The following is a 24,217-nucleotide window of genomic DNA, read 5'->3' on the forward strand; positions in this document are numbered from 1 at the left end:
ATTTTAAATGAATATAATGGAATCTAATAACAACCGAAGAAATTTCCTAAAATCAGTAGGAACACTAAGTCTGGGAGCAGCGATTATTTCGCCCCTTTCTGCTATTGCAAACACAAATGAAACCGAAGAAATGACAGTAGATGCTGTAATTGACCGTAATAAACCGGTAACGATTTCCATCCTTCAAACCACCGATGTGCATTGTCAGATTCATCCGCACGATGAGCTATTTTGGGAAAATGGGAAAGCTGTTTTTAGAAAAACGGGCGGTTACGCTTACATGGCAACTTTACTGAAACAACTCAAAAAGAAAAACCCAAACACCTATATCATTGACACAGGTGATATGTTTCAGGGTAGCGAATTAAGTGTAGAAACTACTGGCGAAGCTTTTATTCCCATATTGAATGCCTTAGATTATGATTTATATTTGCCTGGAAACTGGGAAGTAATTTATGGCAAAAGAAAAATGCAGACGTTACTAGGTTCTCTCGATGCGCCAAAAATTTGCACCAATATGTACCATGATTTAGGCGAGGGAAAACGAGGCGAACTTATTTTTCAGCCGTATACTATTTGGCATGTAGCCGGAGCAAAAATTGGTTTTCTAGGCTACACGGATCCTTTAGTACCGTTGCGACAAAGTCCAAATTACAGCAAAGGAATTCTATATACCAATCCCGAAGAAAATCTGGCACATTACGTGGATGTACTTAGAAATCAAGAGCAATGCAGCTATGTAATTATAATCGCACACTTGGGTTTATCCCAGCAAATTGCATTGGCAAACCGACCGGAATGCGAAGGTGTTAACTACATTTTAGGTGGCGACACGCATGAAAGAGTACGCAAACCTATTGTTTGTAAATATTCTAAAGTGGTGGAACCAGGAGCATTTGGTTCCTTTATTGGAAAATTAGAATTGACAATTTTAAACGGAAAAGTCATTGAAGACAACTATGAATTAATTGAAGTTGATTCCCCAAAAATAAAACCCGATGCTAAAATTGAAAAATTATTAAAAGAAAAAGAATCCGTTTATCAAGAAAAAATCAATCAGGTTATTGGTTACAGCACAATTCCTTTGTACCGCTATTTTGTGGTAGAAAATCCCATTGACACAATGATTTTAAATGCTTTGCACTGGAAATTTCCTGAAATTGACATTAACCTTTCTAATGGATTCCGTTTTTGTCCACCTAAAACAACTCCGGATGAAACCGGAAATATTCCCATCACAAACGGATTTATTTTTGATATGTTACCCGTTGACAGCACGGTAAGAACAGCAAAAGTAACTGGAAAACAATTGAAAAACTGGCTAGAAAAAGAATTAAACAATGTTTTTGCGCAAGACGCTTCGAAACGTTTTGGCGGTTGGGTAGTGAAGTTTAAAGGAATGGAAGTACGCTTTAATGCTTTTGCAGAATTAGATAAAAGAGTGCAAAGTATTACGGTTAAAAATACGCCATTAGATCCTGAAAAAATATATTCAATCATGGCCTGTGAGCGTGACGGCGATCCTGTGGACATGCTTTGCAGAATGAAAGGTGTTATGGATGCCAAAAATACTAATGCAACTTTGCATTCGGTAATGAAAGACTATTTAAAACAAAATTCTCCAGTTACTCCTACACCACAAAAAAACGCTATCATTCTTGATGCTCCAGAGACCCTATTAACTCAAGTTACTGGTGTTGATTACACGTTTAGATAGCATTCTGAGCATTTAATTTCTTATGTAATTTGCCTAACTGTGATAAATGTTACCTACATTTATTACCGTTGGGTTTATTTTTGTCAAAAATTAAAGACTTACAAATGAAATCTTTTTTCTCCATAATAATTTCAACTTTTTTACTTTTAATAAGTATCCATGCATCGGCACAGCATCAAGAGATATCAGACAAACCAACTGTTTGGAAAGAAAAAAGTAACGAAAAAATTGATTCCACCTCAATTTTAAATGCTTTTAAAAGCGGAAACTTCAGTGGTCATTTTCGTTATTTTTTTATGGGTACCAACAATGAAAATGGCTTAACCGATTATTATGCCAATGCAATTGGTGGTGGCGTAAAGTTTGAAACCGCTAAATTCCATAATTTTCAATTTGGTGTCAGCGGCTATTACATTTATGATATTGGATCCTCTGATTTTTCTAAAAAAGACTCGGTAACAAATCTATCTAACAGATATGAAGTGGCACTTTTTGATTTTCAAAATGTCTCAAGTAAAGGCAATTTAAGCCGCTTAGAAGAATTATATTTAAAATACATCTACAAAAATTCTAATGTAACCCTTGGAAAACAATTGCTGAATACTTCATTCATAAACTTGCAGGACGGCAGAATGCGACCTACAGAAGTAGATGGAATTTGGATTGATTTTAATGAACTCAAAAAAACTAAAATTAATGTGGGTTACCTATACGGGATTTCGCCGCGAAGCACCATGAAATATTTTAGAGTTGGAGAATCTATAGGAATATATCCAACTGGCTTGAATCCTGATGGAACAAAATCCGATTATTCAGGAAATCTAGACAGCGAAGGGATTTATATTGTTGGGATACAAAATGAATCAGTAAAAAATTTAAAAACACTTTTATGGAACCAATATGCTGAGAATATATTTAATTCGGCATTGTTTCAAATGGACTATAAATACGATTTAAATCCAAATTCAAAGTTACTTTTTGGTTTTCAGACGATCTATCAAAACGCGCTGAATTTTGGAGGGAATGAAGATCCTAGCAAAACCTATTTTGAAAAAAACGGCAATTCTCAAACTTTTGGAGGAAGATTAGGCTGGCAAAATAAAAAAATAGAAATTACTTTAAATTACAACCGAATAACGGCTAAAGGAAGGTATTTAATGCCCCGAGAATGGGGACGAGACCCGTTTTACACCTTTATGGCCAGAGAACGGAATGAAGGTTTTGGGGATGTAAATGCAGTAATGACTAAAATACAATATACGAATCTTAAAAAGACATTCAAATCTCATTTGGCGGTAGGATATTTTGATTTACCGGATGTGAAAAACGCTGCAATGAATAAATACGGATTACCTTCTTATGTGCAGACTAATGCTGATATTCGCTATCAATTTCAGGGAATATTAAAAGGTTTTGATGCGCAATTATTGTACGTGCACAAGTTCAATGTAGGGGAAACCTATGGGAATAAAAATTATATTTTCAATAAAACAAATATGAGTAATATCAATTTTATACTCAATTTCAATTTCTAGTCTGTAGACTATTTTAGATTTAATCGCTCCGTCAATGCCCTTCTATAAGTAATGCCCACTGGAATTTGCTCGTTATTGATAATGACCATATTCCGCTCCCAATCCTTAATTTTTGCAATGGCTACAATATAGGATTTATGGACTCGCATGAAAAGTTCCGAAGAAAGACTATTTTCAAGTTCAATTGTCGTCATCGAAGCAAGATATATTTTTTTTAACGTAAAAATTTTGACATAATTACCGCAACTTTGGGCAAAAAGAATATCATTTATATTTAAATCAAATAGGAATCCGTCAATTTTTACTGCAATAATCGGATTTATTCGTTCGGGCTTTTCATCAGCATAAGCGGAAAAGAAGCGCTCCATCGATATCAAAAAACGCGGAAAATAAATGGGCTTTAATAGGTAATCAAAAACACCAAATTCATAACTCTCCAATGCAAATTCTGAATATGCTGTGGTCAAAATTGTTTTGGGCGGATCAGTAAGGGTTCGTAAAAGTTCCAGTCCCGATATTTCAGGCATGTCAATATCTAAAAACATTAGATCAACAGGATTCGACCGAAGATAATTTAAAGCTTCAATACCATTATAACACTGCCGCACCAGTTCCAATTGTGGGTTTTGGCTGATATAGTTCACCAAAACGTAATGCGCAGCAGGTTCATCATCTACAATAATACATTTTCTAACGGTCATACTTGGCGGAGTTCAATTACTAAATTAACGGTATAATCTTGAGCGTTTTGCGTGATTTCAATTCGATGTTTTTTCGGATAAACAATTTCCAATCTTTCTCTCGTATTTTTTAGACCAATTTTGGTAGAAACCACTTCTTTTTTATGCTGTGGAACTGAATTGGCTACCTTCATGCACAATTTTCCTTTAATCACCTTTATATCAATAGTTACAAAACACTTTTCAATCGTGGCGGCTCCGTGCTTAAAAGCATTTTCAATAAAAGTGATCAAAATCATCGGTGCAATTTCATACCGTCCTTCCTGATCGCATTCGTAATCAAAATCGATACTGCAGCGGTAACCTACTCTTTCTTTTTCCAGCTGGATGTAACTGGAAATAAAGGCAATTTCATTTTCTAATGAAACGAATTCTTTATTCCCCTGCTCCACCTGATACCGCATCAGCTGTGAAACTTCCATAATCATTTCCGAAGTGCGTTCCGGATATCGAAGGCTAATTCCGTAAAGTGTATTCATCGTATTGAACAAAAAATGGGGATTAAACTGGTTCTTCAAAGCATTAAGCTGCACCTGATTGGATAACAATGCCTTGTTGGTCTTGTTTTTTTGATCCCGATAATGTTCTAAAATATGTAAGGTTCCCAAAATACAAACCAGCGTTCCGGACAAGGTAGCAAATTGAAACTGATACGTTTTTTGATGGGCAGATTTGTATAAGAAGCAATTTTTATAAATAAAGCCGGTCGTAGCTTCATATAAAAAAACTGTAAAAACAACGATTAAAACCAGAGTCAGCAGAAAATAAAAAAAAGGCTGCTGCTTTTTTAATAAAATAGGAAGCAGAAAAAAACGATTGAGCTGTGCGTGAAAATACAGAACGACAAAATAGAGCAAACCGTTACTAAAACCTTTCCAACTTTGTATAAAAACCCAGTCGTTGAGTGTAAAAAGGATAAAAGAAAAAACCAAAATAGCTATTTCCTGCTCCCATTTATTTTCTAAAATCGGTTTAAATTTCCATTTCATTACTCTTTAATTCAAGTATCAAAGGAACGATATATAATTTGAATTGGCACCAATGAAGTGACCAATTCAATTCGTCATTTATAAAATGGGTTCGTCATTTATCAGAGTACAAAAAGAAGAACTCAAGCTAGTTTTGCAATTCAAATATATTCTTATTACGATAATGACAACAATTAAACTAACCCTTTTTCTATTTCTGGTTTTCTTTTCTCAGGGTTTTTCTCAGACGCTTCCGCTAAAAGAGGCATTGGAAACCGGAATTGCCAATTACGGAACGATTAAAGTAAAAAGCAACTATGCCGATGCTTCCAAAGAAACAATCAAACAGGTTCGCAGAGAATATCTGCCCAATGTCACGCTCTCCGGACAACAGGATTACGGAACCGTTAACGGTCAAAACGGACCGCTTTATGGTTTTGGAGGACTCGGCGTGGCTTCCTCGGGACTTCCGTTGGAAAAGCAAAATTGGAATGCAGCGTTTGGTGCTTTATATCTGGTCAATGTCAATTGGGATTTTTTCACTTTTGGAAGAATGAAACAAAAAATCAATCTGTCTAAAGCGGAGTCCCAGCGTTACGAAAAAGATTTGGATCAGGAAAAATTCCAACATAAAATTAAAATTGCCGCTGCTTACCTCAACTTATTGGCGAGTCAGCAATTGCTGATTTCCCAAAGAAAAAATCTAGAACGCGCCCAAGTCTTTCAGCACATTGCTGCAGTCAAAGTAAAAAATGGACTCTTAGCCGGAGTAGATTCTACAGTGGCTTCCGCCGAAGTTTCCCGATCCAAAATCACACTGAATCAGGTCAAAGACCAAGTTAAAGAACAAAACAACAAACTCATCGCGCTGATGGGTGTTCCTATACAGGATTTTGTGCTTGATACTGCTTTTGTCACAACAATACCAAAAGCAATACTAGCACAAGAAACCTCAAATGAAAGTTTGAATCCGATATTGGAATATCATAAAAGCAGGGTAGAATTTAGCGAACAACAGCTTCGTCTTTTTAAAAAAGAATACTATCCCACCTTCAGTTTATTTGGGATCTATCAAGCCCGGGCTTCTGGTTTTAACTCCGATTATGCTGCAAATCAGAACTCTTTTTCCCAAAATTATTTAGACGGTATTGATCCTTCAAGACAAAATTATCTGTTCGGTCTAGGCGTTACTTGGAACCTGACCACAATTGCTCGGGTGAGCAAAAAAGTAAGTGCCCAGAAATTGATTTCCAAAGGTTTGCAGGAAGAATACAAAGTAGTCGACCAACAATTAAAACTACAGTCGGATGCGGCTGATGCCAAAATAAAATATGCTTTGGAAAATTATGTGGAAGCTCCAAAACAGGTTCAGGCCGCGCAACAAGCGTATTTGCAAAAAACCACTTTGTATAAAAACGGCCTGACCAATCTCCTCGATGTTACGCAGACTTTATACACATTGAACCGAGCCGAAACGGATCGCGATATTATCTATACCAATGTCTGGCAATCACTATTGATAAAAGCTGCAGCAACGGGAGATTTTGAATTATTTATGAATGAATTTTAATTATTTAAAACAATGAATTTAATACGTTTTGCCCTTCGCAAACCCATCTCCATAATGGTGCTGGTTGCCGGATTATTCTTTTTCGGAATTGGTGCCGTCCGTGATATTAAAGTGGACATTCTGCCCGAAATGAATCTTCCCGTTATCTATTTGGCCCACTCCTTTGCGGGTTACACGCCCAATCAGATGGAATCCTATTTCGCCAAAAATTATGTCAATGTAATGATTTTAGCCAATGGTGTAAAAGACATAGAGACCAAGAATATTCAGGGACTCACACTGATGAAAGTGACGTATTATGAAGGTACTAATATGGCTCAAGCAGCTGCCGAAATTAGTGCGCTGTCCAACAGAATCCAATCTCGATTTCCTCCGGGTTCACAGCCTCCGTTTATCATTCGGTTTGATGCCTCCTCCTTGCCCATCGGTCAATTGGTTTTGAGCAGTAAAACCCGTTCTAATAATGAGCTTCAGGACTTGGCAAACGTGTATGTTAGGGCTTCATTCACTGCTATACCAGGATTATTGTCGCCACCCCCTTTTGGCGGAAGCCCCAGAACTATTGAAATTAATGTGGATCCTGATTTGCTTCGTTCCCATCAGTTGACAGCGGATCAGATTGTGGAAGCCATCCGTATTAACAATCAGACGGCACCTTCGGGGAATCTGAGAATTGGCGATATCAACTACATCATCCCGACGAACAATACCATTAAAAAAGTCAAGGATTTTGAAAAAATACCGTTGTTCAAAGGCGGTGTCCAGAATTTATATCTTGGCGATGTCGCTCAGGTGAAAGATGGCGCCGATATTACTGCAGGATACGCTTTGGTCAATGGAAAGCGCTCGGTTTACATCAGCATTGCGAAGGCCGGAGACGCTTCGACCTGGGATGTTGTCCAAAAATTGAAATCACAACTCCCAAAAATACAGAGCACTTTACCGGATGATGTTACGCTATCGTATGAATTTGACCAATCGGTTCATGTGATTAATTCTCTAAAAAGTTTAATTATCGAAGGGATTATCGGTGCGGTTCTTACAGGGCTGATGGTTTTATTGTTTCTTGGAGATCGAAGAGCAGCATTGATTGTCATACTCACCATTCCCATTGCGATTATTTCGGGTGTGTTATTCTTGAAACTATTTGGGCAAACAATCAATCTTATGTCCTTAAGTGGTCTGGCTCTTGCAATTGGAATCCTGGTTGATGAAAGTACGGTAACCATCGAGAATATCCATCAGCATTTAGATATGGGTAAGCCCAAGGCCTTGGCTATTTGGGATGCCTGTAAAGAAATAGCTTTGCCCAAATTGTTAATCCTGCTTTGTATTTTGGCCGTTTTTGCACCTGCATTTACGATGACCGGAATTCCCGGTGCGTTGTTTCTGCCATTGGCATTAGCGATTGGATTTTCAATGATTGTGTCTTTTTTACTTTCGCAAACCTTTGTTCCGGTGATGGCCAACTGGCTGATGAAAGCCCATCCAAAAAAAGAGCATCCGTCGAGTATTACCGATGACGAAGCGGAGTTTAATGCATCGGGACTCACTAAAGCATCCGAAGAAGACACTTTTGACCAGAAAAAAATCCTGGTTCAAAGAGCCGATTTTAACAATGACGGCAAAATCAACTTTTTTGAACGATTCAGAAACCGGTATATGCGATTCATCAATCGGCTTTTTAACTATAAAAAACCGATTACGTTGTTGTATCTTTTACTATCAGCCGGTTTGGTGTTTTTACTGTTGAATACTATCGGGCAGGATGTATTCCCAAAAGTCAATTCGAGTCAATTCCAAATGAGACTGCGGGCGCCGGACGGAACCCGTTTGGAAAGTACCGAAGATAAAGCAATAACAGTACTCAACGAACTGGAAAAAATGATTGGCAAAGAACACGTCGCGATATCCTCCGTTTATGTGGGTCAGCATCCCGCCATATTTTCCGTTTCACCCATCTATTTGTTTACGGCCGGACCTCATGAGGCAGTTTTCCAGATTGGTTTGAAAGACTATCATGTGGATATGGATGTTTTCAAAGATGAATTCCGTCAGCGCATTAAAAAGATATTGCCCGATATCAAAATTTCTTTCGAACCTATCGAACTGACGGATAAAGTCCTGAGCCAAGGTTCCCCAACTCCAATTGAAATCAGGATAGCCGGGAAAAATAAAAAGCGAAATGAAGCCTTTGCCAAGAAACTCATCGCAAAACTGAATAAAATTGATTATTTGAGAGATGTTCAGATTGCCCAGCCTATAAAATATCCTGCACTGGACATCACAATTGACAGAACACGTGCTGCCCAATTAGGAATTGACATGAATGACATTTCACGTTCCCTGATCGCTTCTACTTCCTCATCACAATATACCGAAAAGAATATTTGGATCGATGAAAAAGCGGGATTCGCTTATAATGTTCAGGTGCAGGTTCCTTTAAATAAGATGAAAAGCCAAAATGATCTGAAAGAAATTCCGTTGCTTAAAAATGCATCCCGTCCGGTTTTAAGTGATGTGGCGACAATTACCCCTTCTTTTACGTATGGAGAAAATGACAATATTGGAGCCATGCCTTACATTTCAGTGACAGCCAATATCGATCACGTTGATTTGGGAACCGCTTCTAAAGTTGTTCAGCAAAGCATTGACTCTCTTGGGGAACTTCCCAGAGGATTGTTCATAGAGCAAATTGGTTTAAGCACGGTTCTAAAGGAAACCATGATCAGCCTGCAAACCGGTTTACTAATTGCCATAATGGTTATTTTCCTGATGTTGGCTGCAAATTTCCAGTCTTTTAAAATCTCATTAGTCATCTTAACCACGGTTCCAGCTGTTGTTTTAGGTTCCTTATTGCTACTGGTAAGCACTGGTTCTACTTTAAATTTGCAATCATATATGGGAATTATAATGTCAGTAGGTGTCTCTATTGCCAATGCCGTCCTGCTGATTACCAATGCAGAACAGCTGCGAAAAAATAATGGCAATGCATTACAATCGGCACGTGACGCAGCTTCGCTGAGACTTCGTCCCATTATTATGACCAGTATCGCCATGATTGCTGGAATGCTCCCAATGGCCATCGGACACGGAGAAGGCGGTGATCAGATTTCCCCATTAGGAAGAGCCGTGATTGGCGGTTTGGTGTTTTCTACCTTCACAGTACTTCTTGTTTTACCGCTAATTTTTGCCTGGGCAATGGGCAAAACTCCGGTACACTCTTTATCCTTAGATCCAGAAGACAAGGAAAGCCAACATTATATCTCATCTTTACACCCTCAAAATGAAAAATAAATTATTTAAAAAATCGTTTCTGTTTGTAGTCCTGGCTACTGTTTTAACTGCCTGCAATACTTCTGAAAAGAAAGAAATTGTACCTGTAGAAACTGCTCCGGTTATCGAAACCTTTACCATCAGTAAAGAACAATTAACGACCGAACTCCGCATTCCGGCGGAACTGACCGGTTTCCAACAAGTGGATATTTATGCCAAAGTGAGCAGTTTTGTCAAAGAACTCAAAGTTGATATTGGTTCGCAGGTAAAAAAAGGGCAGTTATTACTAATTTTAGAAGCGCCTGAAATCAGTTCACAATTGGCGGCAGCCCAGTCCAGACAGCTTTCGCAAAAAGCCATTTATACGGCAAGCAAAAGCACTTTCGACAGGCTTTTTGAAACCAGCAAAATAGAAGGAACGATTTCCAAAAATGATCTGGAACAAGCTGCTGCCCGAAAAAATTCAGATTATGCCCAATATCAGGCAACCCAAGCGGCTTATAAAGAAATTGCGATTATGAAAAGCTACCTAGTAATCCGCGCGCCTTTTGACGGAATCATCACAGCCAGAAATGTAAATCTGGGCACCTTTGTTGGATCTCCGGGAAAAGGATCGGAATCCCCTTTGTTTACGCTTCAGCAACAGAGTAAATTGCGCTTGTCGGTCTATGTTCCCGAGCTTTATACTGGCTATCTGACTGTTGGTGATGAACTGATTTTTAATGTAAAATCAATCAATAACGAGACTTTCCATGCAGAAATTGCCCGTATGTCTGGGGCTTTAGACAGCAAACTTAGATCCGAACGTGTAGAGTTAGATGTTTTGAATACCTCTAAAAAACTGCTGCCGGGAATGGTTGCCGAAGTGCTTTTGCCTCTAAAATCAAAAAACAATAATTATGTGGTTCCCAAATCGGCTGTGGTGACCTCTAGTGATGGTGTCTATGTATTTATAGTAGAGAATAATAAAATGAAAAGAACAGTCGTTCAGAAAGGCCGACAAGTGGAAAATCGCGTTGAAATTTTTGGCGATATTCCTGAAAATTCTATACTGGTAAAAGTAGCTTCAGAAGAAATGAAAGACGGTACGGCGGTGAAGTAATCAAAAATAAATTTGCAATAATTGAAAAATAAGATTCATTATCTTTGAATCTATCCAATTTTAAACAAAATGAGCCCGATACTATATCGAGCTCATTTTGTTTAAATTAATTATAATTTTCTCCGATCTTTTTTGATTCAGTCTGGTCCTCAATTTTTATATTGATTGAATTACTTACTAATCTTTTACTCCTAATTTTTCTAATATTTTATCCATCAAGCACCATTTAGTGATCGAAGATTGCAGCAAATTAGCACCTACAAAAGCGGTAAACCACAACCAATTTTGGTTCACATATGTCGCAAATAATAAACTAATTAGTATAAAACTTCCAGCAATACTTCTTACAATTCTATTTTTCATGTTTATTTTTTAAATTTAATTTGATTTTTCGATATTCAGAACAGCAATGTGAATCTGAGATACCGTTGTTTGTTTATTATTGAAGGAAGCAACTAAATCAAACAGTGGATCTACATTTTCTTTTTTTACAAAAGCATAAATAAGAATGGATTCCGTTTCGTTTATTTCAGTAGCAAACCAATTGTTCCCAAAAACTTCTTCGGAAACATCTTGATATCCTTTTACCTCTTTGTAACTAAAATTTTTTACCTCAGCTTGTTTCAATATTTTTTTGATATCGTTTTCAAATGCTGAAATGGCGGTTATTATTAGTAATTTCATGTTTGTTTTTTGTTTAAAGTTTCAGGTTCTGTTTAACAACAATGAACCTTAAAAATCACATCATTATTTATTTCTCCCATTTTTTTCTTTCTGTAACGTAATAAATTAATGGCACAACAATTAGCGTTAGCACCGTAGAAACAATCGCTCCGGCTACTAACGAAATAGCCAATCCTTGAAAAATTGGATCAAACAAAATAATAGAAGCTCCAATAACTACGGCACCAGTGGTCAACAAAATAGGTGTTGTTCGCACTGCTCCAGCCTCGATAATGGCTTGTTTTAGTGGTACTCCATCATTCAATCGGATCTCAATAAAATCAATCAGCAAAACTGAATTTCGAACCATTACACCCGCTAAAGCAATCATTCCTATAAATGATGTAGCTGTAAAATAAGCATCTAACAACCAATGACCTAGCACAATTCCTATAAGAGATAGCGGAATAGCCAACATCATTACCATTGGGGTTTTGAAGTTTTGGAACCATCCCACAATCAACATGTAAATGATAACAATCACCACAAGAAATGCCACTCCTAAATCACGGAAAACTTCTAACGTAATTTGCCATTCGCCATCCCATTTTACGGTAAAATCAGTTTCATCTGTGGGTTGATCCATGTATAATTCGTTGACTTTATAGCCTTTTGGAACTTTTATCTTAGCTAATTTCTCATTCATTCCTAATATTGCATACACCGGACTCTCTAAGGCTCCAGCCATATCTGCGGTTACATAAACAACGCGTTTTTGATCTTTTCTGTAAATGGTTTTTTGTAAAGTGTCTATTTTTATTTTTACTAAATCGCTCACCGGAATCATGTTGCCTTGACTGCCTTTTATTTTTAAATTTTGAATGTCTTGCAAACTCGTTTTGTCTTTGTCGTCAAGCGAAAGAACGATTCCTATATTATCAATAGAATTTTCATCGTACAAGTTCGAAACGGGATATTCTTTCAATAAATAGGTCAAATTACCAACTATTTGCTGCGGTGCAATTCCGTTCAGCATGGCTTTTTCTTTGTCTATTTCTAGTTTATATTCCGTTTGATTATCCTCAACCATCCAATCAATATCAACAATGTCCGAAGTGTTTTGAAGAATTTCCTTTACCTGATTGGCTACTTTTATCTGATCTTCATAATTTGGTCCATAAATTTCAGCTACTAATGTTGACAATACTGGCGGTCCAGGTGGGACTTCAATCAATTTTACGTTTGCTCCATATTTTTTAGCAATTTTTTGAATTTCAGGGCGCATTTCTTTAGCAATATCATGACTTTGTAAATCACGATTTTCTTTATGCAACAAGTTGACTTGAATATCAGCCATATTGCTTCCGCCACGCAAATCATAATGACGCACTAATCCATTAAACGTTATAGGTGCAGATGTACCTATATAATTTTGGTAATTTACCACTTCAGGTTTAGTCGATACATACTGAGCAATTTCTTTCGTAACTGCTGAAGTTCGTTCTAATGTGGTACCTTCTGGCATGTCAATCACAACTTGAAATTCATTTTTATTATCAAAAGGAAGCATTTTCACCACTACTGACTTGGTAAAAAACATCAACACGGATCCAAATAATAATACTACGGTAACAGCCAAAAGTATTCTTCTTTTAATACTACTTTCTAAAAAAGGACGTTCCAGCTTGTTGTATATTTTATAAATACGACTGGTTTCCATACCTTCATTTTCTTTTTGTTTTTGCTCGTCTTTTTCTTGAAGCAAATGGTATCCTAAATAAGGAGTCACCGTCAACGCCACAAATAAAGATAATATCATCGCAATTGAAGCCCCAATAGGCATCGGACTCATATAAGGTCCCATCATACCGGATACAAAAGCCATTGGTAATATTGCCGCAATAACCGTAAAAGTGGCTAAAATCGTGGGATTTCCTACTTCATTTATCGCATAAATTGCAGCTTGTTTAAAAGGGAGTCGCTTCATCTTGAAATGACGGTGCATGTTTTCGGCAATAATAATACTGTCATCAACCACAATACCCACCACAAAAACTAGCGCAAAAAGTGTAATCCTATTCAACGTATAACCCAATAAATAATAAGCAAATAAGGTCAAAGCAAATGTTAATGGAACCGAAAAGAAAACCACTAATCCACCACGCCATCCCATGGCTAGCATTACTAAAACCGTAACAGCAATAATGGCAATTCCTAAATGCAATAGCAATTCACCTACTTTATCCGATGCAGTTTCGCCGTAATTACGGGTTACATCCACATGAACATCATCCGTTATAATTGATTGTTTTAGGTGATCCACTTTTTCCAAGATCTTTTCAGAAATCTTCATGGCATCAGCTCCTTTTATTTTCCCTATTGAAATTGTAACCGCAGGATATTCAGATTTTGCATCTTTAAATTTTTCATTGGCTTTGCCATACCCAAAAGACACATAACTTTTAGGAGTAGCAGGACCATCTTGCACCTTTGCTATTTGTTTAAGATAAACCGGTCTATTTTTATTAACACCTACAACTAAGTTTTCAACGTCATCAACATTAGACAAAAACTGTCCTGTAGTAACCAGATATTCTTGATCATTTTGCACGAAACTTCCAGATTGCGATCGGCCGTTATTGGCCTGAATCATTTGCATCACACCAAGGGCATCAATACCGCTTTCTGCCATTTTATCTTTATCTAAAATCACTTTTAGTTGCCTGTTGCTTCCTCCAATTTCTGTTGTAATAGCGACATCCTCTACTTTTTCAATTTCCGAAGTTACTTCTTCGGCAATTTGGCGTAGCTGAAAACCATCTCGGGTTTCACTCCAAAGTGTGATTCCTAACATAGGAACATCATCAATAGAACGCGTTTTTACAATCGGTTTAAAAACACCTGACGGAAACATATTTTCATGTTTGGCTAATTCGTCATATAATTTTACGTACGAGCGCTCCACATCCTGACCCACATAAAATTGTACAATCAGCATTGCCTGCCCATTCATGGCCATCGCATGCACATGTTCAACCCCCTTTATATTCATAATAATTTTCTCTAATGGCTTAGCCACACGACTTTCTACCTCTTTGGGACTCGCTCCGGGATATCCCACCATGACATCAGCCATTGGCACAATTATTTGCGGTTCTTCTTCTCTAGGAATCAAAAAAGAACTGTATACCCCAATAATCATCAAAGCAATCATCAACAAAATGGTAAGTTTAGAGTTGATGAAAAAATTGGCTATTCTACCTGAAATACCTTCTTGCATTTTATTTAATTTGTTTGGGCGTGACCCTTCCAAAAGGTCGGGTCGGGCTATCCGTTACAATCCACGCTAAAAACCGTGGGATTTTCACTTCTATCCCTCACGCAAAATTGACAATGAAATTTATTTTTTATGTACACAAGTGGCTCCACCTGAGCTGCAATCTCAAGCTACAACCTTTGTCCTGCTTACTGAATTTGGACTAAAGCCCCGTTATACAACTTGCCCTCTGCCGAAATAATATAGGACTCATTAGCTGCCAAGCCAGATAATACTTCTACCTGATCACCATAGTCTTTACCAATTCGGAGCCATCTTAATATGGCAACATTTCCGCTCCCAATGGTGTACACGCCATTTAACTGGCCCTTTTGTATCAAAGCTGTTTTCAGAACCAAAGTTTGATCCGTTTGCTCCACTTTAGTATCATTTTCAATAGGAAACTGAACATTAACAAACATTCCAGAGAGAATTGATCCATCGGTTTTATCCAAATCTATTTTAACCAAATATTGGCCACCGGAATTTGCCGTAGAAATACTAACCTCTGTAACTTTACCATTAAGGGTTTTATTTGACGATTTTACTAAAACGCGAACAAGCATTCCTTTTTTGATTGCCACAATGTCATTTTCAGAAACCATTGCTGTCACTAGCAATTTTGAGGCGCCCTCTATACTTAGCAGTGGCATTCCCGGATTTGCCATATCACCTTCTTTTACAAAAGTACTGGTCACCACGCCAGAGAATGGCGCTGTAATATTTGAATAATTAAACTGTGCTGTCACTTCATTTCGCATTTGCTTGGCACCTTCTAAACCAGCTTTAGCTATTTCGTAACGCGCCGTCATATCATCTAATTCTTTTTGTGATGCACTTTGTTGCTTGAACAAATTCACAAAACGATCGTAATCTTTTTTGGCATTGTTGTACCCTGCCGTTGCTTGAATAATACTCGCATTTACTTGTGCTTTTTTTGCTTGTAAATCGGTGTTGTTGATGCTGACCAGTAATTGTCCTGCACTTACTTTTTGTCCCATTTGCACATGAACTTTAGTCACATAACCCATCATTCTAGTACTTATGTTGGCACTTTTATCTGCTTCAATTTTTCCACTTGCAGTAACAAAATTGCTATTCGTATCCGCAGAAATACCGCTAATTTTTACCGCAATCGCTGGTTCGCCCTTAATCAATTCTTTTTTGTCGCCTCCGCATGAGGTTAAGAAAACTGCCGCTATCAAAAGGATCGCTATTATTTTTTTCATGATTTTTCTATTTTTTATTTTAATTCTTGATGCTTTAATATTTCTTCTTTACTCTAACTCTCCTACTTCGTTAAAAACTGTAAATATTCCTGCGTATAGTTGTACTCAAAAACGGCTTGCAGAAATTCTAATTCTTTTTGGAACATTTGGGTTTCCGACTGCAATAAATCGGCTGTTTTTTCAAGTCCTTGTGTGAATCGATTGCTACGGATTCGATATGCTTCCTGTGATTGCTCTAGAATTAATTTAGATAAATTGACTTTGTTCTCCGCATCTTTCAATTGTCGGTTTGCTTTATTCAAATCTAATTGGCTTTGTGCTTTGTATTGTTGATTTTCTATTTCTGATTTTTGGAATTCAGCTTTGGCTTTTTCCATTTTACCAATGGATTTGTAACCATCAAAAACTGCCCAAGACAATTGTGCCCCTACTAAATATCCTTTTGCACTGGTGCCAAATAAAGTGTCATCATACCATTCGTAACTACCAAATGCATTTAATCTAGGCAAAAAATTCATTTTAGACGACTGAAGCATTTTTGCGTAAGCGTCAGAAGATTTATCTAATGCCTGAATGTCTTTTCTTGTAGCAGAAAGCTTGGTGTTAATTATTTCAATTTCAATACTATTCTCGAGAGCTTCTGCGGGTTTGTAGACTTTGTTAGTCGTATCTTCATTTAGCAGAAAACCTAAATAATCGGATGCATTTTGAATATTACTTTTAGCATATTGCAATTGATTTTTAATTTCATTTACGCGTACTTGCACGGACAATACATCGGTTTTTTGCAAAATTCCTTGTTTGAAATAGTTTTCAATCCGTTTCAAATTTGCATCAGCTGTTACATTCGCTTTTTCTAAAACGGTAACTGCTTTATAACCCAATTGCAATTGCATGAATGCTTTATTGACTTCGAGCTGCAGGTATTCCTTGGTGTGTTCGGTTTGAAATTGTAATGCTTCCATTTTAGATTTAGCCGCTTGTCTTCCGTAAAATCCATCTACATTAATCAATGGCTGCAAAACTTCAATTTTGGTAGCAAAGTTTTGCGTTTTAGCAGGATTATTCAATACTGCAGGATCAAAATCTGCAGCAGTTAAAATTTCCTGATTTAATTTAGAACCAAAAGCCATTAAAGGATTTGTGGTTGAAATTGCAGTATAAGAAGCGGTAACAGTAGGTAAAAACAAGCTATTAGATTGCCTGTAATCAGCGGCAGCTGCCTTAAAATCCTGATTGGCTATTTTGATTTGCAGGTTTTTAGTGGCTGTCTTTTCCCAAATTTCTTTTTTAGAAATAGTCAAGGTATCCTGACTAAATCCTGCAGTAGAAACGATAAGAATACTAAGGAAGAAAAGGGATTTTAATTGCGTCATAATAATTTTTCTTATTGATACAACAAAGATAAATATAAGAAAATACCTCAACAGTAACTAATGTCACATAAGCTATAAATCCGTCAAAGTATCCATTTTATTATAAGACGGATACATTGTTTGTTTCATCAGATCATTACAAATCGAAAAAAATATTTGAAGGTTATCTTCCCGATTGATAATCAATTAAAGAAAATAAAATCTTAGCTAGAAGGAGCGCTTTATTAAAAAAAGAAGAGTAAAAAGTACTGAAAAAATCGTTAAAAATTTATGCCATTTTTTCAAAAACATCCTATTAAATTGTAAAATGAGTGCCAAAACGTAAGCCAAACAATCCTCAAAAAGATTGCATTATGCCAAAAAATAAAAAAGTATCCTATTTGTTGAGTTTAGTATCTTGATGATAGAATTTCGACAATAAAAAAAATCAACACCTTAAAGAGCAAAAATACGGTTTACAAAAGTCTGCTTTTTGTATTACGATTACCTAAAAACAGTTTCAAAATGTATACTCTAATGATAATAAAGTATATGGTTCTCCATTACTTATATCAAACTACACATTACGAATGAAATTTAGCGCTTTTATCATCTCGACCAACGAAAGAAATCACATAACGAGAGCAACTGATGTGATTTCTCCTTCGTCGAAATGACAAAATAAAACGCAATGGTATTAGTGACGGATAGTCATAATTTCATTTTCGTTTTTAAAATCTGCGAATCAGTGGCTAATTATTTTGTAACAGAACCAATAAAAAATAAGCTTGATTGGCAAAATACTTTCCATTCTAATTTAGGGTAAAACCGATTTTAATCCGTTTCAAATTTTATAATTTCATTTTTGGTTCTCCATTACTTATACTAAACTACACATTACGAATGAAATTTAGCGCTTTTGTCATTTCGACCAACGGGAGAAATCACATAACGAGAGCAACTGAAATGATTTCTCCTTCGTCGAAATGACAAAATAAAACGAAATGGTATTAGTGACGGATAGTCCTCTTATTTATTTCACCTTAAATAATCTAGGGCTAAAAGATATCATTGCCCAAAACCAATTATTAGTAGTGGCGGCATTTGCAGTATTTTTCACCCTTTCTAAAGTTGCAGAACCAAACATTTGAGAGTAGCCTGCTGAGGCAACAATATCTTTCTGGATGGTGTAACTAGTCGTAATATCAAGTTCTGTTCCTAAATAGTTTTCCATTTTAGTATTGGAAACATCCAAGACAGTATTTGGCGCATTAAATTTTTCTGGATATTTTTTTAAAAATTCCAAAAATTGGGCATTCGTTACTGGATAAATATCCATACTAAAGGCGTCAACTTGCACTGGTTTCTTGCTGTAGCTCCATAGAGGGGAACAAAAGCTCCCCTGTTTATAGTAGCCATTTTAACAACTTGAGACCATAGCGATGCTGTAATAAGAAATAAAAATAGTGGCTAAAATATTTTTATAATTAACATGGCTTTTATCTATTGCGTTGTACCAATTATTTTCTTTGGGCTTTTACCATTGCTGGTGTAACCTTAGTTTTATTATTTCCCCAACTGGCGTATACATACGTCATTGCATCTGCAATTTGTTGGTCGCTCAATGCCTGTGCTGGCATTGCGCTAGTGTAAGTTTTACCATTTACTGTAATGGGGCCGTTTAGTCCGTTTGCGACTCCTTTTATGGCGCGATTCACATCTTTATTTAAATAATCTGATTTTGCTAAAGGAGAAAAAGCACCTGGAATTCCTTGTCCTGCTGCTTGATGACAAGCAATACATGTTTTAGTATAAATTCCTTTTCCTTTTTCAGCACTTTGTCCGTATCCTTGTAAAGCAAATTCTATCATTGAGATACATAAAATATATTTTTTCATTGTAGTGTAGTTTATGTTTATTACTTCTTGACGACTAGTAGAAAATCATTTTTATTGATGAATATCTTTCACTTTTGGAGGTGGTTCACGCCCCGAAGTGTTGCATCAATTACTTAAAAATCAATTGATTGATTATTTAGCATTGGATTTTAAAGCAATGCCCGTTGATTTTGAAAAAATTACACAGTCTTCTCTTTTTCTACCTTTTGAAAAATCGTTACGGCTATTGATTGAAAGTCAGTTACCATTTGAAGTTCGCACCACAGTACATTCGGATTTGATTGATAAAAACCAAATGAAAGCTATGATTCAGTATTTAGAACAGCAAAACTATCAAGGAAATTACTACATTCAGCATTTTATAAATGATGTAGCTACCTTAGAAAAATTAGGGTATTCTGTGAAGGAAATGGAAAAAGAAAATCTTTCTACCCCTAGCATAAAAATACATTTTAGAGGTTAATTATGAAGAAAAATTAGCTATGAATTTGTTTTATGAATTTTTTTGCTGCGGCACTCATGGGGCTGCTGTTGCGTTTGATGTATGTTGCGCCAATAGAAAGTGTTAATTTTCAGTTTTTATTGCACGGCCATTCCCGTGTTGCCATGTTGGGATGGGTATATCTAATGCTTTTCAGTTTGATTGTCCATTCTTTTGTACCGCTGGAAGCGCAACAAAAACCCGTTTATAACAAATTGTTTTGGGTCACTCAGGTCGCCGTTATCGGTATGATGGTTCGGTTTCCTTTTGAAGGATACGCTTTACTTTCAATTGCCTTCTCTACGTTACATATTTTTTGCAGTTACTATTTTTGTTGGTTGATTTGGAACGATTCGCAGCCAGATTCTCAGCCCAAAAAACAACTTTTACGCACCGCCTTAGTTTTTATGATTGTATCCACCTTTGGGGTTTGGTTTTTGGGTCCTGCGGTAGGTTTATTAGGAAAAGCAAGTGCTTTTTATCAAATAGCAATACAATTTTTTTTACATTTTCAATTTAACGGCTGGTTTATGTTTGCTGTACTTGCTTTGTTTTTTCATCAATGGAAAATTAAAATTGACGAAAAAAAATTCCATGTATTTTATATTTTATTAGTTATTGCTACGATCTTGACTTTTGCGTTAGCTGTTAGTTGGTACCTTAGCAATCCCATTTTATATTGGATTAATGGTGTGGGGTTAGTTCTGCAATTGATAGCTTTTGTACTATTTATTAAAATTATAAAACCTCATTTTCATACTTTTTTCAATTCATTACAAACCCTTGAAAAAATTGTGTACGGTTTTGCTTTGTTTTCTTTAACCTTAAAAATTGGAATTCAATTAGTAACTTTAGTGCCTGAACTGGCTCAGGTTTCCCATCAAATTAGGAATTTTGTTATTGGTTATATTCATTTAACTTTGTTGGGGATGATTAGTAGTTTTTTATTTGGATGCAACTTGCAAAATAAATTCTTAAACGCAAAAAGTAGTTTGGTCAATTGGGGAATAAAAATATTTTTATTGGGGTTTGTTCTAACCGAAATATTATTATTCACTCAAGGGATTTATTTGTTTTTTAAAATTGGTGAATTTCCTATGTATCAGCAAAATCTTTTTATTGTTAGTATTGGCTTGCCTGCAGGGCTTTTGCTTCTTACAATCAGTATTTACAGGCATAAATCAAAATTGACATGAATTATTTTTTACTGCTTGTCCTTCATTTTTTCAATGCAAAAAGCTTTGGTAGCGGTTTTTTATTACTCAATTTTGACTCTCGGTTCTTGAAAGATAAAGTGGTTTTTGCAAAATTGAATTTGTTGTTTCCAATGGTGATGATTGCCTTGATCATAAAATTTAGGGTGATTTTCAAATTAAAAAATAATCCATACAAGTTGCCTTAAATAGCTTAACATATTCTTCCCGTTACAATTATTGGTGAACTGATTTTCAATTTAGGCACTTACATTTAGTACAACGGGTTTTAAATTTAAACATTATGATGTCAAACAAGCCATTAAAAAGAGCTCCAGAATTACAACCTTTAAGCCACGATCATCATCATGGTTTGCAATTGAGCTGGAAAATACGAACGGGTTTTTCTAAACAAATTGAACCTGATCGTATCAAAAAATATACAGATTGGTTTTTTAAAACGCATTTGAAACCACATTTCGAATTAGAATAAAAATACGTTTTTCCCATTCTAGGAGCTGAAAATGACCTTACAAAAAAAGCGCTATCAGAACATCGTAGGTTGAAACGCTTATTCAAGCAAACTGCGAATCTGGAGGTGGCTTTAGGATTAATTGAAGAAGAATTAGAAGCACATATAAGGTATGAAGAGCGCATTTTGTTTGTTGAAATCCAAAAAATAGCGAAACAAGAGCAATTATCTAAAATTAAAGAAATTCATCTCGAAAAGTCTTTTGTAGAAAAGAATGATGATCCTTTTTGGATATAAAAATTACCAACCCAAACAATAAAAAAGAGCACTCATTGCTATAAATTTATAAAAAAACGATTATGTTTTCTAAAACCTGTGAATACGGAATTCGAGCTACCATTTTTATAGCTTCAGAATCCTTTCAAAACAATAGAGTTGGATTACGAGCTATTGCTAAAAAAATAGATTCTCCTGAGGCTTTTACAGCTAAAATTTTACAAATATTATCCAGAGCTAATATCATCAATTCGATCAAAGGAGTTGGTGGCGGTTTTGAAATCCCAAGAGAAACGATGAGCCAAATAAAACTATCCCAAATTGTAACGGCACTTGACGGAGATCGCGTTTTTACTGGTTGCGGTCTTGGATTAAGTCACTGCTCCGAAAATCATCCATGTCCTGTTCACGATAAATTCAAGGCGATTAGAAATGAATTGGCTTTCATGCTTGAAAACACCAATCTTGAAGAATTAGCAACGGGATTAAAATCAGGAGAAACTTTCCTTAGGTATTAACTAAAGTTGATTTTGCATCTTAAATAAAAGTGCTAATTGCAAATACCTACCATTAAAAACAACATTTACAACTAATTGTATTGTCTCAAAAAGACAAATTATAAAATTTAATATGCTTTTTAAAATTTGAAAAATGCAAATGTCTAAGTTCTTTGCAGAATAAACATGGTTACGCACTAAAATTTTTATTACTTCTTTTTGTGATTGCTTTCCAAATTTTCACGATCACAAGTACTTCCTGATAAATAAAGAAGAGGACTTAAAGCCCTCTTCTGTGTAAAAATATAAATTATATTGTAGTAGATAATCAAAGATCTAATTTGCAGTTTCTGGTTCAAATTCCATGTGATCTACAATTTCAGCAGTAGCTTCTGGTTTAGAACTTTTGAGTGCATTGAACCTTTCTAACTGTTCCAATTCTCCTTCTTCGCCGCTAAAATATGGAAATACATCCATAATAGGAGATTCAGATACTGCCGGAATGGTGTAATCTCCCATTGTGCCTTTCATCACACTAATCGTATTATCGTAAGCTTCTTTTACATCATTAGCTTGTACTAATAAGTACATATTAGTCTTGCGTTCTTTACCACTTTCTTCATCGTACGCCAGTAATGAAACTTTAGCTCTAAACCAGCGATCTGCATTTTCAAAAGGATGAATCTCTGCATAATTAGCCACTTTTATAGTAGTGATTTTAAATTCTTCACTGATATAAGCCGACATTTCTTCATTGATTCTACTTTCAGCTTCGGTGTAAGATAACGCATCTACTAAGTAGGGTTCTGTTGTAATTTTTTGTGCGCCAGTTTCATCCGTTTTTCTATATTTTACTTTGCATTCGTACCAAGTTGTGCTCATTTCTTTTTTTTTTTTTAAGGATGTCAAAGATAGATTTTAAAGTAAAAAAACAGCATGATTTGCAAAATAGATATTCACAATTTGAGATAAAAAAATCAATGTTACCAAAATACTACTTTTAAAAAAATTTTGCAAAAATTAGAGGTTGCGGTAACTGCATCTACTAAACAAATAGTCTAAAAGTATCAATTTTAAATATTGCGAAAGGATTAATTTGTACACTACAAAAATTTCATCGCTAAAAATATCCTTGCAGTATCCAGACGAACAAGCATTTAAAAAAAAACAATTCTCGTTTATTTTTAAAGTTAAAATTTTGTTAAACAAAAACCAAACAGTTGTTTAAATTAAACGCTTGTTTAGATTTGTTTTTGTAAAATATAAATTCAATTGAAAGATACTTTTAACGACAAACAAATTCTAATCCTAAAAGTCGCAGAAACTCTTTTTGCAGAAAAAGGATTTGACGGCACTTCCATTAGAAATATTGCAAAATTAGCAAAGATTAATGTTGCTATGGTTTCCTATTATTTTGGATCCAAAGAACGATTGTTAGAATCGCTAATTGTGTATCGAACTTCAGACCTTAAAAATCAATTGGAAAACTTGTTGCAGGAAGACCTGGAACCCCTCGAAAAAATCAATAAACTGATTGAATTGTACATTAATAGAATCAACAACAACAGAGGAATATACCGCATTTTACATTTTGAATTCACGTCTAAAAAAAGAGAACAAAACCTTCAAGCTTTTTCCGAACTAAGAAAAGGAAATCTAAAATCTCTTGAAACCATTATTGAAGAAGGTCAGAGAAAAGGTATTTTCAGAAAAGACGTCATTATTCCGCTAATCACGCCAACAATCTTAGGTACATTTTTTCATTTTCACATGAACAAACCTTTCTTCGAAAATTTATTAAACTTAAAAACAGAAGATTTGTACAATAATTACATCAAAACTAATTTGACAAAGCACATTCAACAGACAATAAAAGCACTTCTGATATATGAAATGAGCACAACAGAAATGCAATGCAAACAATAATTA

20 protein-coding genes and 1 pseudogene are annotated in these 24,217 nt (G+C 35.7%); 11 read left to right on the forward strand and 10 right to left on the reverse strand.

What is annotated here, in order from left to right:
* Positions 1 to 16: 16 nt before the first annotated feature.
* The gene (locus tag ACEN2F_RS06025) at positions 17 to 1,717 is read left to right on the forward strand and encodes a bifunctional metallophosphatase/5'-nucleotidase (RefSeq protein WP_441736889.1); all 1,701 of its coding nucleotides are present in this window, start codon (positions 17 to 19) and stop codon (positions 1,715 to 1,717) included.
* A 104-nt stretch (positions 1,718 to 1,821) separates the two neighbouring features.
* Positions 1,822 to 3,252, forward strand: coding sequence for an OprD family outer membrane porin (locus ACEN2F_RS06030; protein WP_441736891.1), 1,431 nt, complete (start codon positions 1,822 to 1,824; stop codon positions 3,250 to 3,252).
* Positions 3,253 to 3,260: 8 nt separating this feature from the next.
* Here the strand turns inward: ACEN2F_RS06030 and ACEN2F_RS06035 are convergent, their stop codons facing one another.
* On the reverse strand, positions 3,261 to 3,953 hold the full coding sequence (locus tag ACEN2F_RS06035; protein ID WP_441736894.1) for a LytR/AlgR family response regulator transcription factor: 693 nt from the start codon (positions 3,951 to 3,953) through the stop codon (positions 3,261 to 3,263).
* The gene (locus ACEN2F_RS06040; RefSeq protein WP_441736897.1) at positions 3,950 to 4,981 is read right to left on the reverse strand and encodes a sensor histidine kinase; all 1,032 of its coding nucleotides are present in this window, start codon (positions 4,979 to 4,981) and stop codon (positions 3,950 to 3,952) included. The genes ACEN2F_RS06035 and ACEN2F_RS06040 overlap by 4 nt, the downstream gene beginning before the upstream one ends.
* An 85-nt stretch (positions 4,982 to 5,066) precedes the next feature.
* Here ACEN2F_RS06040 and ACEN2F_RS06045 point away from each other — a divergent pair, with 85 nt between their 5' ends.
* From ACEN2F_RS06045 to ACEN2F_RS06055, 3 genes are read left to right on the forward strand one after another with little or no spacing between them, the layout of a single operon-like run.
* Positions 5,067 to 6,530, forward strand: coding sequence for a TolC family protein (locus tag ACEN2F_RS06045; RefSeq protein ID WP_441736900.1), 1,464 nt, complete (start codon positions 5,067 to 5,069; stop codon positions 6,528 to 6,530).
* 54 nt (positions 6,531 to 6,584) lie between these two features.
* The gene (locus ACEN2F_RS06050; RefSeq protein ID WP_441737542.1) at positions 6,585 to 9,827 is read left to right on the forward strand and encodes an efflux RND transporter permease subunit; all 3,243 of its coding nucleotides are present in this window, start codon (positions 6,585 to 6,587) and stop codon (positions 9,825 to 9,827) included.
* The gene (locus ACEN2F_RS06055; RefSeq protein WP_441736903.1) at positions 9,817 to 10,908 is read left to right on the forward strand and encodes an efflux RND transporter periplasmic adaptor subunit; all 1,092 of its coding nucleotides are present in this window, start codon (positions 9,817 to 9,819) and stop codon (positions 10,906 to 10,908) included. Before ACEN2F_RS06050 ends, ACEN2F_RS06055 begins: the two co-directional genes overlap by 11 nt.
* A 177-nt stretch (positions 10,909 to 11,085) precedes the next feature.
* On the opposite strand, the gene ACEN2F_RS06060 is transcribed toward ACEN2F_RS06055, so the two are convergent.
* From ACEN2F_RS06060 to ACEN2F_RS06090, 7 genes and pseudogenes are all read right to left on the reverse strand, one after another.
* Entirely contained in the window at positions 11,086 to 11,271 is a 186-nt protein-coding gene (locus ACEN2F_RS06060; RefSeq protein WP_441736906.1) for a YgaP family membrane protein, read from the reverse strand.
* 15 nt (positions 11,272 to 11,286) lie between these two features.
* The gene (locus ACEN2F_RS06065) at positions 11,287 to 11,592 is read right to left on the reverse strand and encodes a hypothetical protein (RefSeq protein ID WP_441736909.1); all 306 of its coding nucleotides are present in this window, start codon (positions 11,590 to 11,592) and stop codon (positions 11,287 to 11,289) included.
* Between the two features lie 67 nt (positions 11,593 to 11,659).
* Positions 11,660 to 14,851, reverse strand: a complete 3,192-nt coding sequence (locus ACEN2F_RS06070) for an efflux RND transporter permease subunit (RefSeq protein ID WP_441736912.1) — start codon at positions 14,849 to 14,851, stop codon at positions 11,660 to 11,662.
* A 185-nt stretch (positions 14,852 to 15,036) separates the two neighbouring features.
* Positions 15,037 to 16,116, reverse strand: coding sequence for an efflux RND transporter periplasmic adaptor subunit (locus tag ACEN2F_RS06075; protein WP_441736914.1), 1,080 nt, complete (start codon positions 16,114 to 16,116; stop codon positions 15,037 to 15,039).
* A 62-nt stretch (positions 16,117 to 16,178) separates the two neighbouring features.
* Positions 16,179 to 17,492, reverse strand: coding sequence for a TolC family protein (locus tag ACEN2F_RS06080; protein ID WP_441736917.1), 1,314 nt, complete (start codon positions 17,490 to 17,492; stop codon positions 16,179 to 16,181).
* A 1,012-nt stretch (positions 17,493 to 18,504) separates the two neighbouring features.
* Entirely contained in the window at positions 18,505 to 18,810 is a 306-nt protein-coding gene (locus ACEN2F_RS06085) for a hypothetical protein (RefSeq protein ID WP_441736920.1), read from the reverse strand.
* A 181-nt stretch (positions 18,811 to 18,991) separates the two neighbouring features.
* Positions 18,992 to 19,312 (reverse strand): annotated as a pseudogene (locus tag ACEN2F_RS06090) (c-type cytochrome); the annotation flags it as partial.
* 181 nt (positions 19,313 to 19,493) lie between these two features.
* Between ACEN2F_RS06090 and ACEN2F_RS06095 the strand changes: the two are divergent.
* The 5 genes from ACEN2F_RS06095 to ACEN2F_RS06115 all read left to right on the forward strand — a co-directional run bounded on the left by ACEN2F_RS06095 (position 19,494) and on the right by ACEN2F_RS06115 (position 22,309).
* The gene (locus ACEN2F_RS06095; RefSeq protein ID WP_441736923.1) at positions 19,494 to 19,832 is read left to right on the forward strand and encodes a hypothetical protein; all 339 of its coding nucleotides are present in this window, start codon (positions 19,494 to 19,496) and stop codon (positions 19,830 to 19,832) included.
* A gap of 32 nt (positions 19,833 to 19,864) precedes the next feature.
* Positions 19,865 to 21,046 (forward strand): hypothetical protein, encoded by a 1,182-nt coding sequence (locus ACEN2F_RS06100; RefSeq protein ID WP_441736926.1) that lies wholly within the window; start codon positions 19,865 to 19,867, stop codon positions 21,044 to 21,046.
* Positions 21,047 to 21,347: 301 nt separating this feature from the next.
* Positions 21,348 to 21,536: a hypothetical protein gene (locus ACEN2F_RS06105; protein WP_441736928.1), complete on the forward strand. Its 189-nt coding sequence runs from the start codon at positions 21,348 to 21,350 to the stop codon at positions 21,534 to 21,536.
* Between the two features lie 69 nt (positions 21,537 to 21,605).
* The gene (locus tag ACEN2F_RS06110) at positions 21,606 to 21,812 is read left to right on the forward strand and encodes a hypothetical protein (RefSeq protein ID WP_441736929.1); all 207 of its coding nucleotides are present in this window, start codon (positions 21,606 to 21,608) and stop codon (positions 21,810 to 21,812) included.
* Between the two features lie 62 nt (positions 21,813 to 21,874).
* Positions 21,875 to 22,309, forward strand: a complete 435-nt coding sequence (locus ACEN2F_RS06115; RefSeq protein WP_441736932.1) for an RrF2 family transcriptional regulator — start codon at positions 21,875 to 21,877, stop codon at positions 22,307 to 22,309.
* A gap of 315 nt (positions 22,310 to 22,624) precedes the next feature.
* On the opposite strand, the gene ACEN2F_RS06120 is transcribed toward ACEN2F_RS06115, so the two are convergent.
* A complete protein-coding gene (locus ACEN2F_RS06120) occupies positions 22,625 to 23,170 on the reverse strand; it encodes a DUF4494 domain-containing protein (RefSeq protein WP_441736935.1) in 546 nt (181 codons plus the stop codon).
* A gap of 390 nt (positions 23,171 to 23,560) precedes the next feature.
* On the opposite strand from ACEN2F_RS06120, the gene ACEN2F_RS06125 reads away from it, so the two are divergent.
* Entirely contained in the window at positions 23,561 to 24,214 is a 654-nt protein-coding gene (locus tag ACEN2F_RS06125) for a TetR/AcrR family transcriptional regulator (protein ID WP_441736938.1), read from the forward strand.
* Positions 24,215 to 24,217 lie beyond the last annotated feature (3 nt).

This window comes from Flavobacterium sp. W20_MBD1_R3, from assembly GCF_052119725.1.
Taxonomy (GTDB): Bacteria; Bacteroidota; Bacteroidia; order Flavobacteriales; family Flavobacteriaceae; genus Flavobacterium.

Excerpts from the sequence above, each read along its gene's own strand:
- ACEN2F_RS06025 (WP_441736889.1), top strand. The coding sequence starts at position 17 with ATGGAATCTAATAACAACCGAAGAAATTTCCTAAAATCAGTAGGAACA.
- ACEN2F_RS06030 (WP_441736891.1), top strand. The coding sequence starts at position 1,822 with ATGAAATCTTTTTTCTCCATAATAATTTCAACTTTTTTACTTTTAATA.
- ACEN2F_RS06035 (WP_441736894.1), bottom strand. The coding sequence starts at position 3,953 with ATGACCGTTAGAAAATGTATTATTGTAGATGATGAACCTGCTGCGCAT.
- ACEN2F_RS06040 (WP_441736897.1), bottom strand. The coding sequence starts at position 4,981 with ATGAAATGGAAATTTAAACCGATTTTAGAAAATAAATGGGAGCAGGAA.
- ACEN2F_RS06045 (WP_441736900.1), top strand. The coding sequence starts at position 5,067 with ATGGGTTCGTCATTTATCAGAGTACAAAAAGAAGAACTCAAGCTAGTT.
- ACEN2F_RS06050 (WP_441737542.1), top strand. The coding sequence starts at position 6,585 with ATGGTGCTGGTTGCCGGATTATTCTTTTTCGGAATTGGTGCCGTCCGT.
- ACEN2F_RS06055 (WP_441736903.1), top strand. The coding sequence starts at position 9,817 with ATGAAAAATAAATTATTTAAAAAATCGTTTCTGTTTGTAGTCCTGGCT.
- ACEN2F_RS06060 (WP_441736906.1), bottom strand. The coding sequence starts at position 11,271 with ATGAAAAATAGAATTGTAAGAAGTATTGCTGGAAGTTTTATACTAATT.
- ACEN2F_RS06065 (WP_441736909.1), bottom strand. The coding sequence starts at position 11,592 with ATGAAATTACTAATAATAACCGCCATTTCAGCATTTGAAAACGATATC.
- ACEN2F_RS06070 (WP_441736912.1), bottom strand. The coding sequence starts at position 14,851 with ATGCAAGAAGGTATTTCAGGTAGAATAGCCAATTTTTTCATCAACTCT.
- ACEN2F_RS06075 (WP_441736914.1), bottom strand. The coding sequence starts at position 16,116 with ATGAAAAAAATAATAGCGATCCTTTTGATAGCGGCAGTTTTCTTAACC.
- ACEN2F_RS06080 (WP_441736917.1), bottom strand. The coding sequence starts at position 17,492 with ATGACGCAATTAAAATCCCTTTTCTTCCTTAGTATTCTTATCGTTTCT.
- ACEN2F_RS06085 (WP_441736920.1), bottom strand. The coding sequence starts at position 18,810 with ATGGATATTTATCCAGTAACGAATGCCCAATTTTTGGAATTTTTAAAA.
- ACEN2F_RS06100 (WP_441736926.1), top strand. The coding sequence starts at position 19,865 with ATGAATTTTTTTGCTGCGGCACTCATGGGGCTGCTGTTGCGTTTGATG.
- ACEN2F_RS06105 (WP_441736928.1), top strand. The coding sequence starts at position 21,348 with ATGATGTCAAACAAGCCATTAAAAAGAGCTCCAGAATTACAACCTTTA.
- ACEN2F_RS06115 (WP_441736932.1), top strand. The coding sequence starts at position 21,875 with ATGTTTTCTAAAACCTGTGAATACGGAATTCGAGCTACCATTTTTATA.
- ACEN2F_RS06120 (WP_441736935.1), bottom strand. The coding sequence starts at position 23,170 with ATGAGCACAACTTGGTACGAATGCAAAGTAAAATATAGAAAAACGGAT.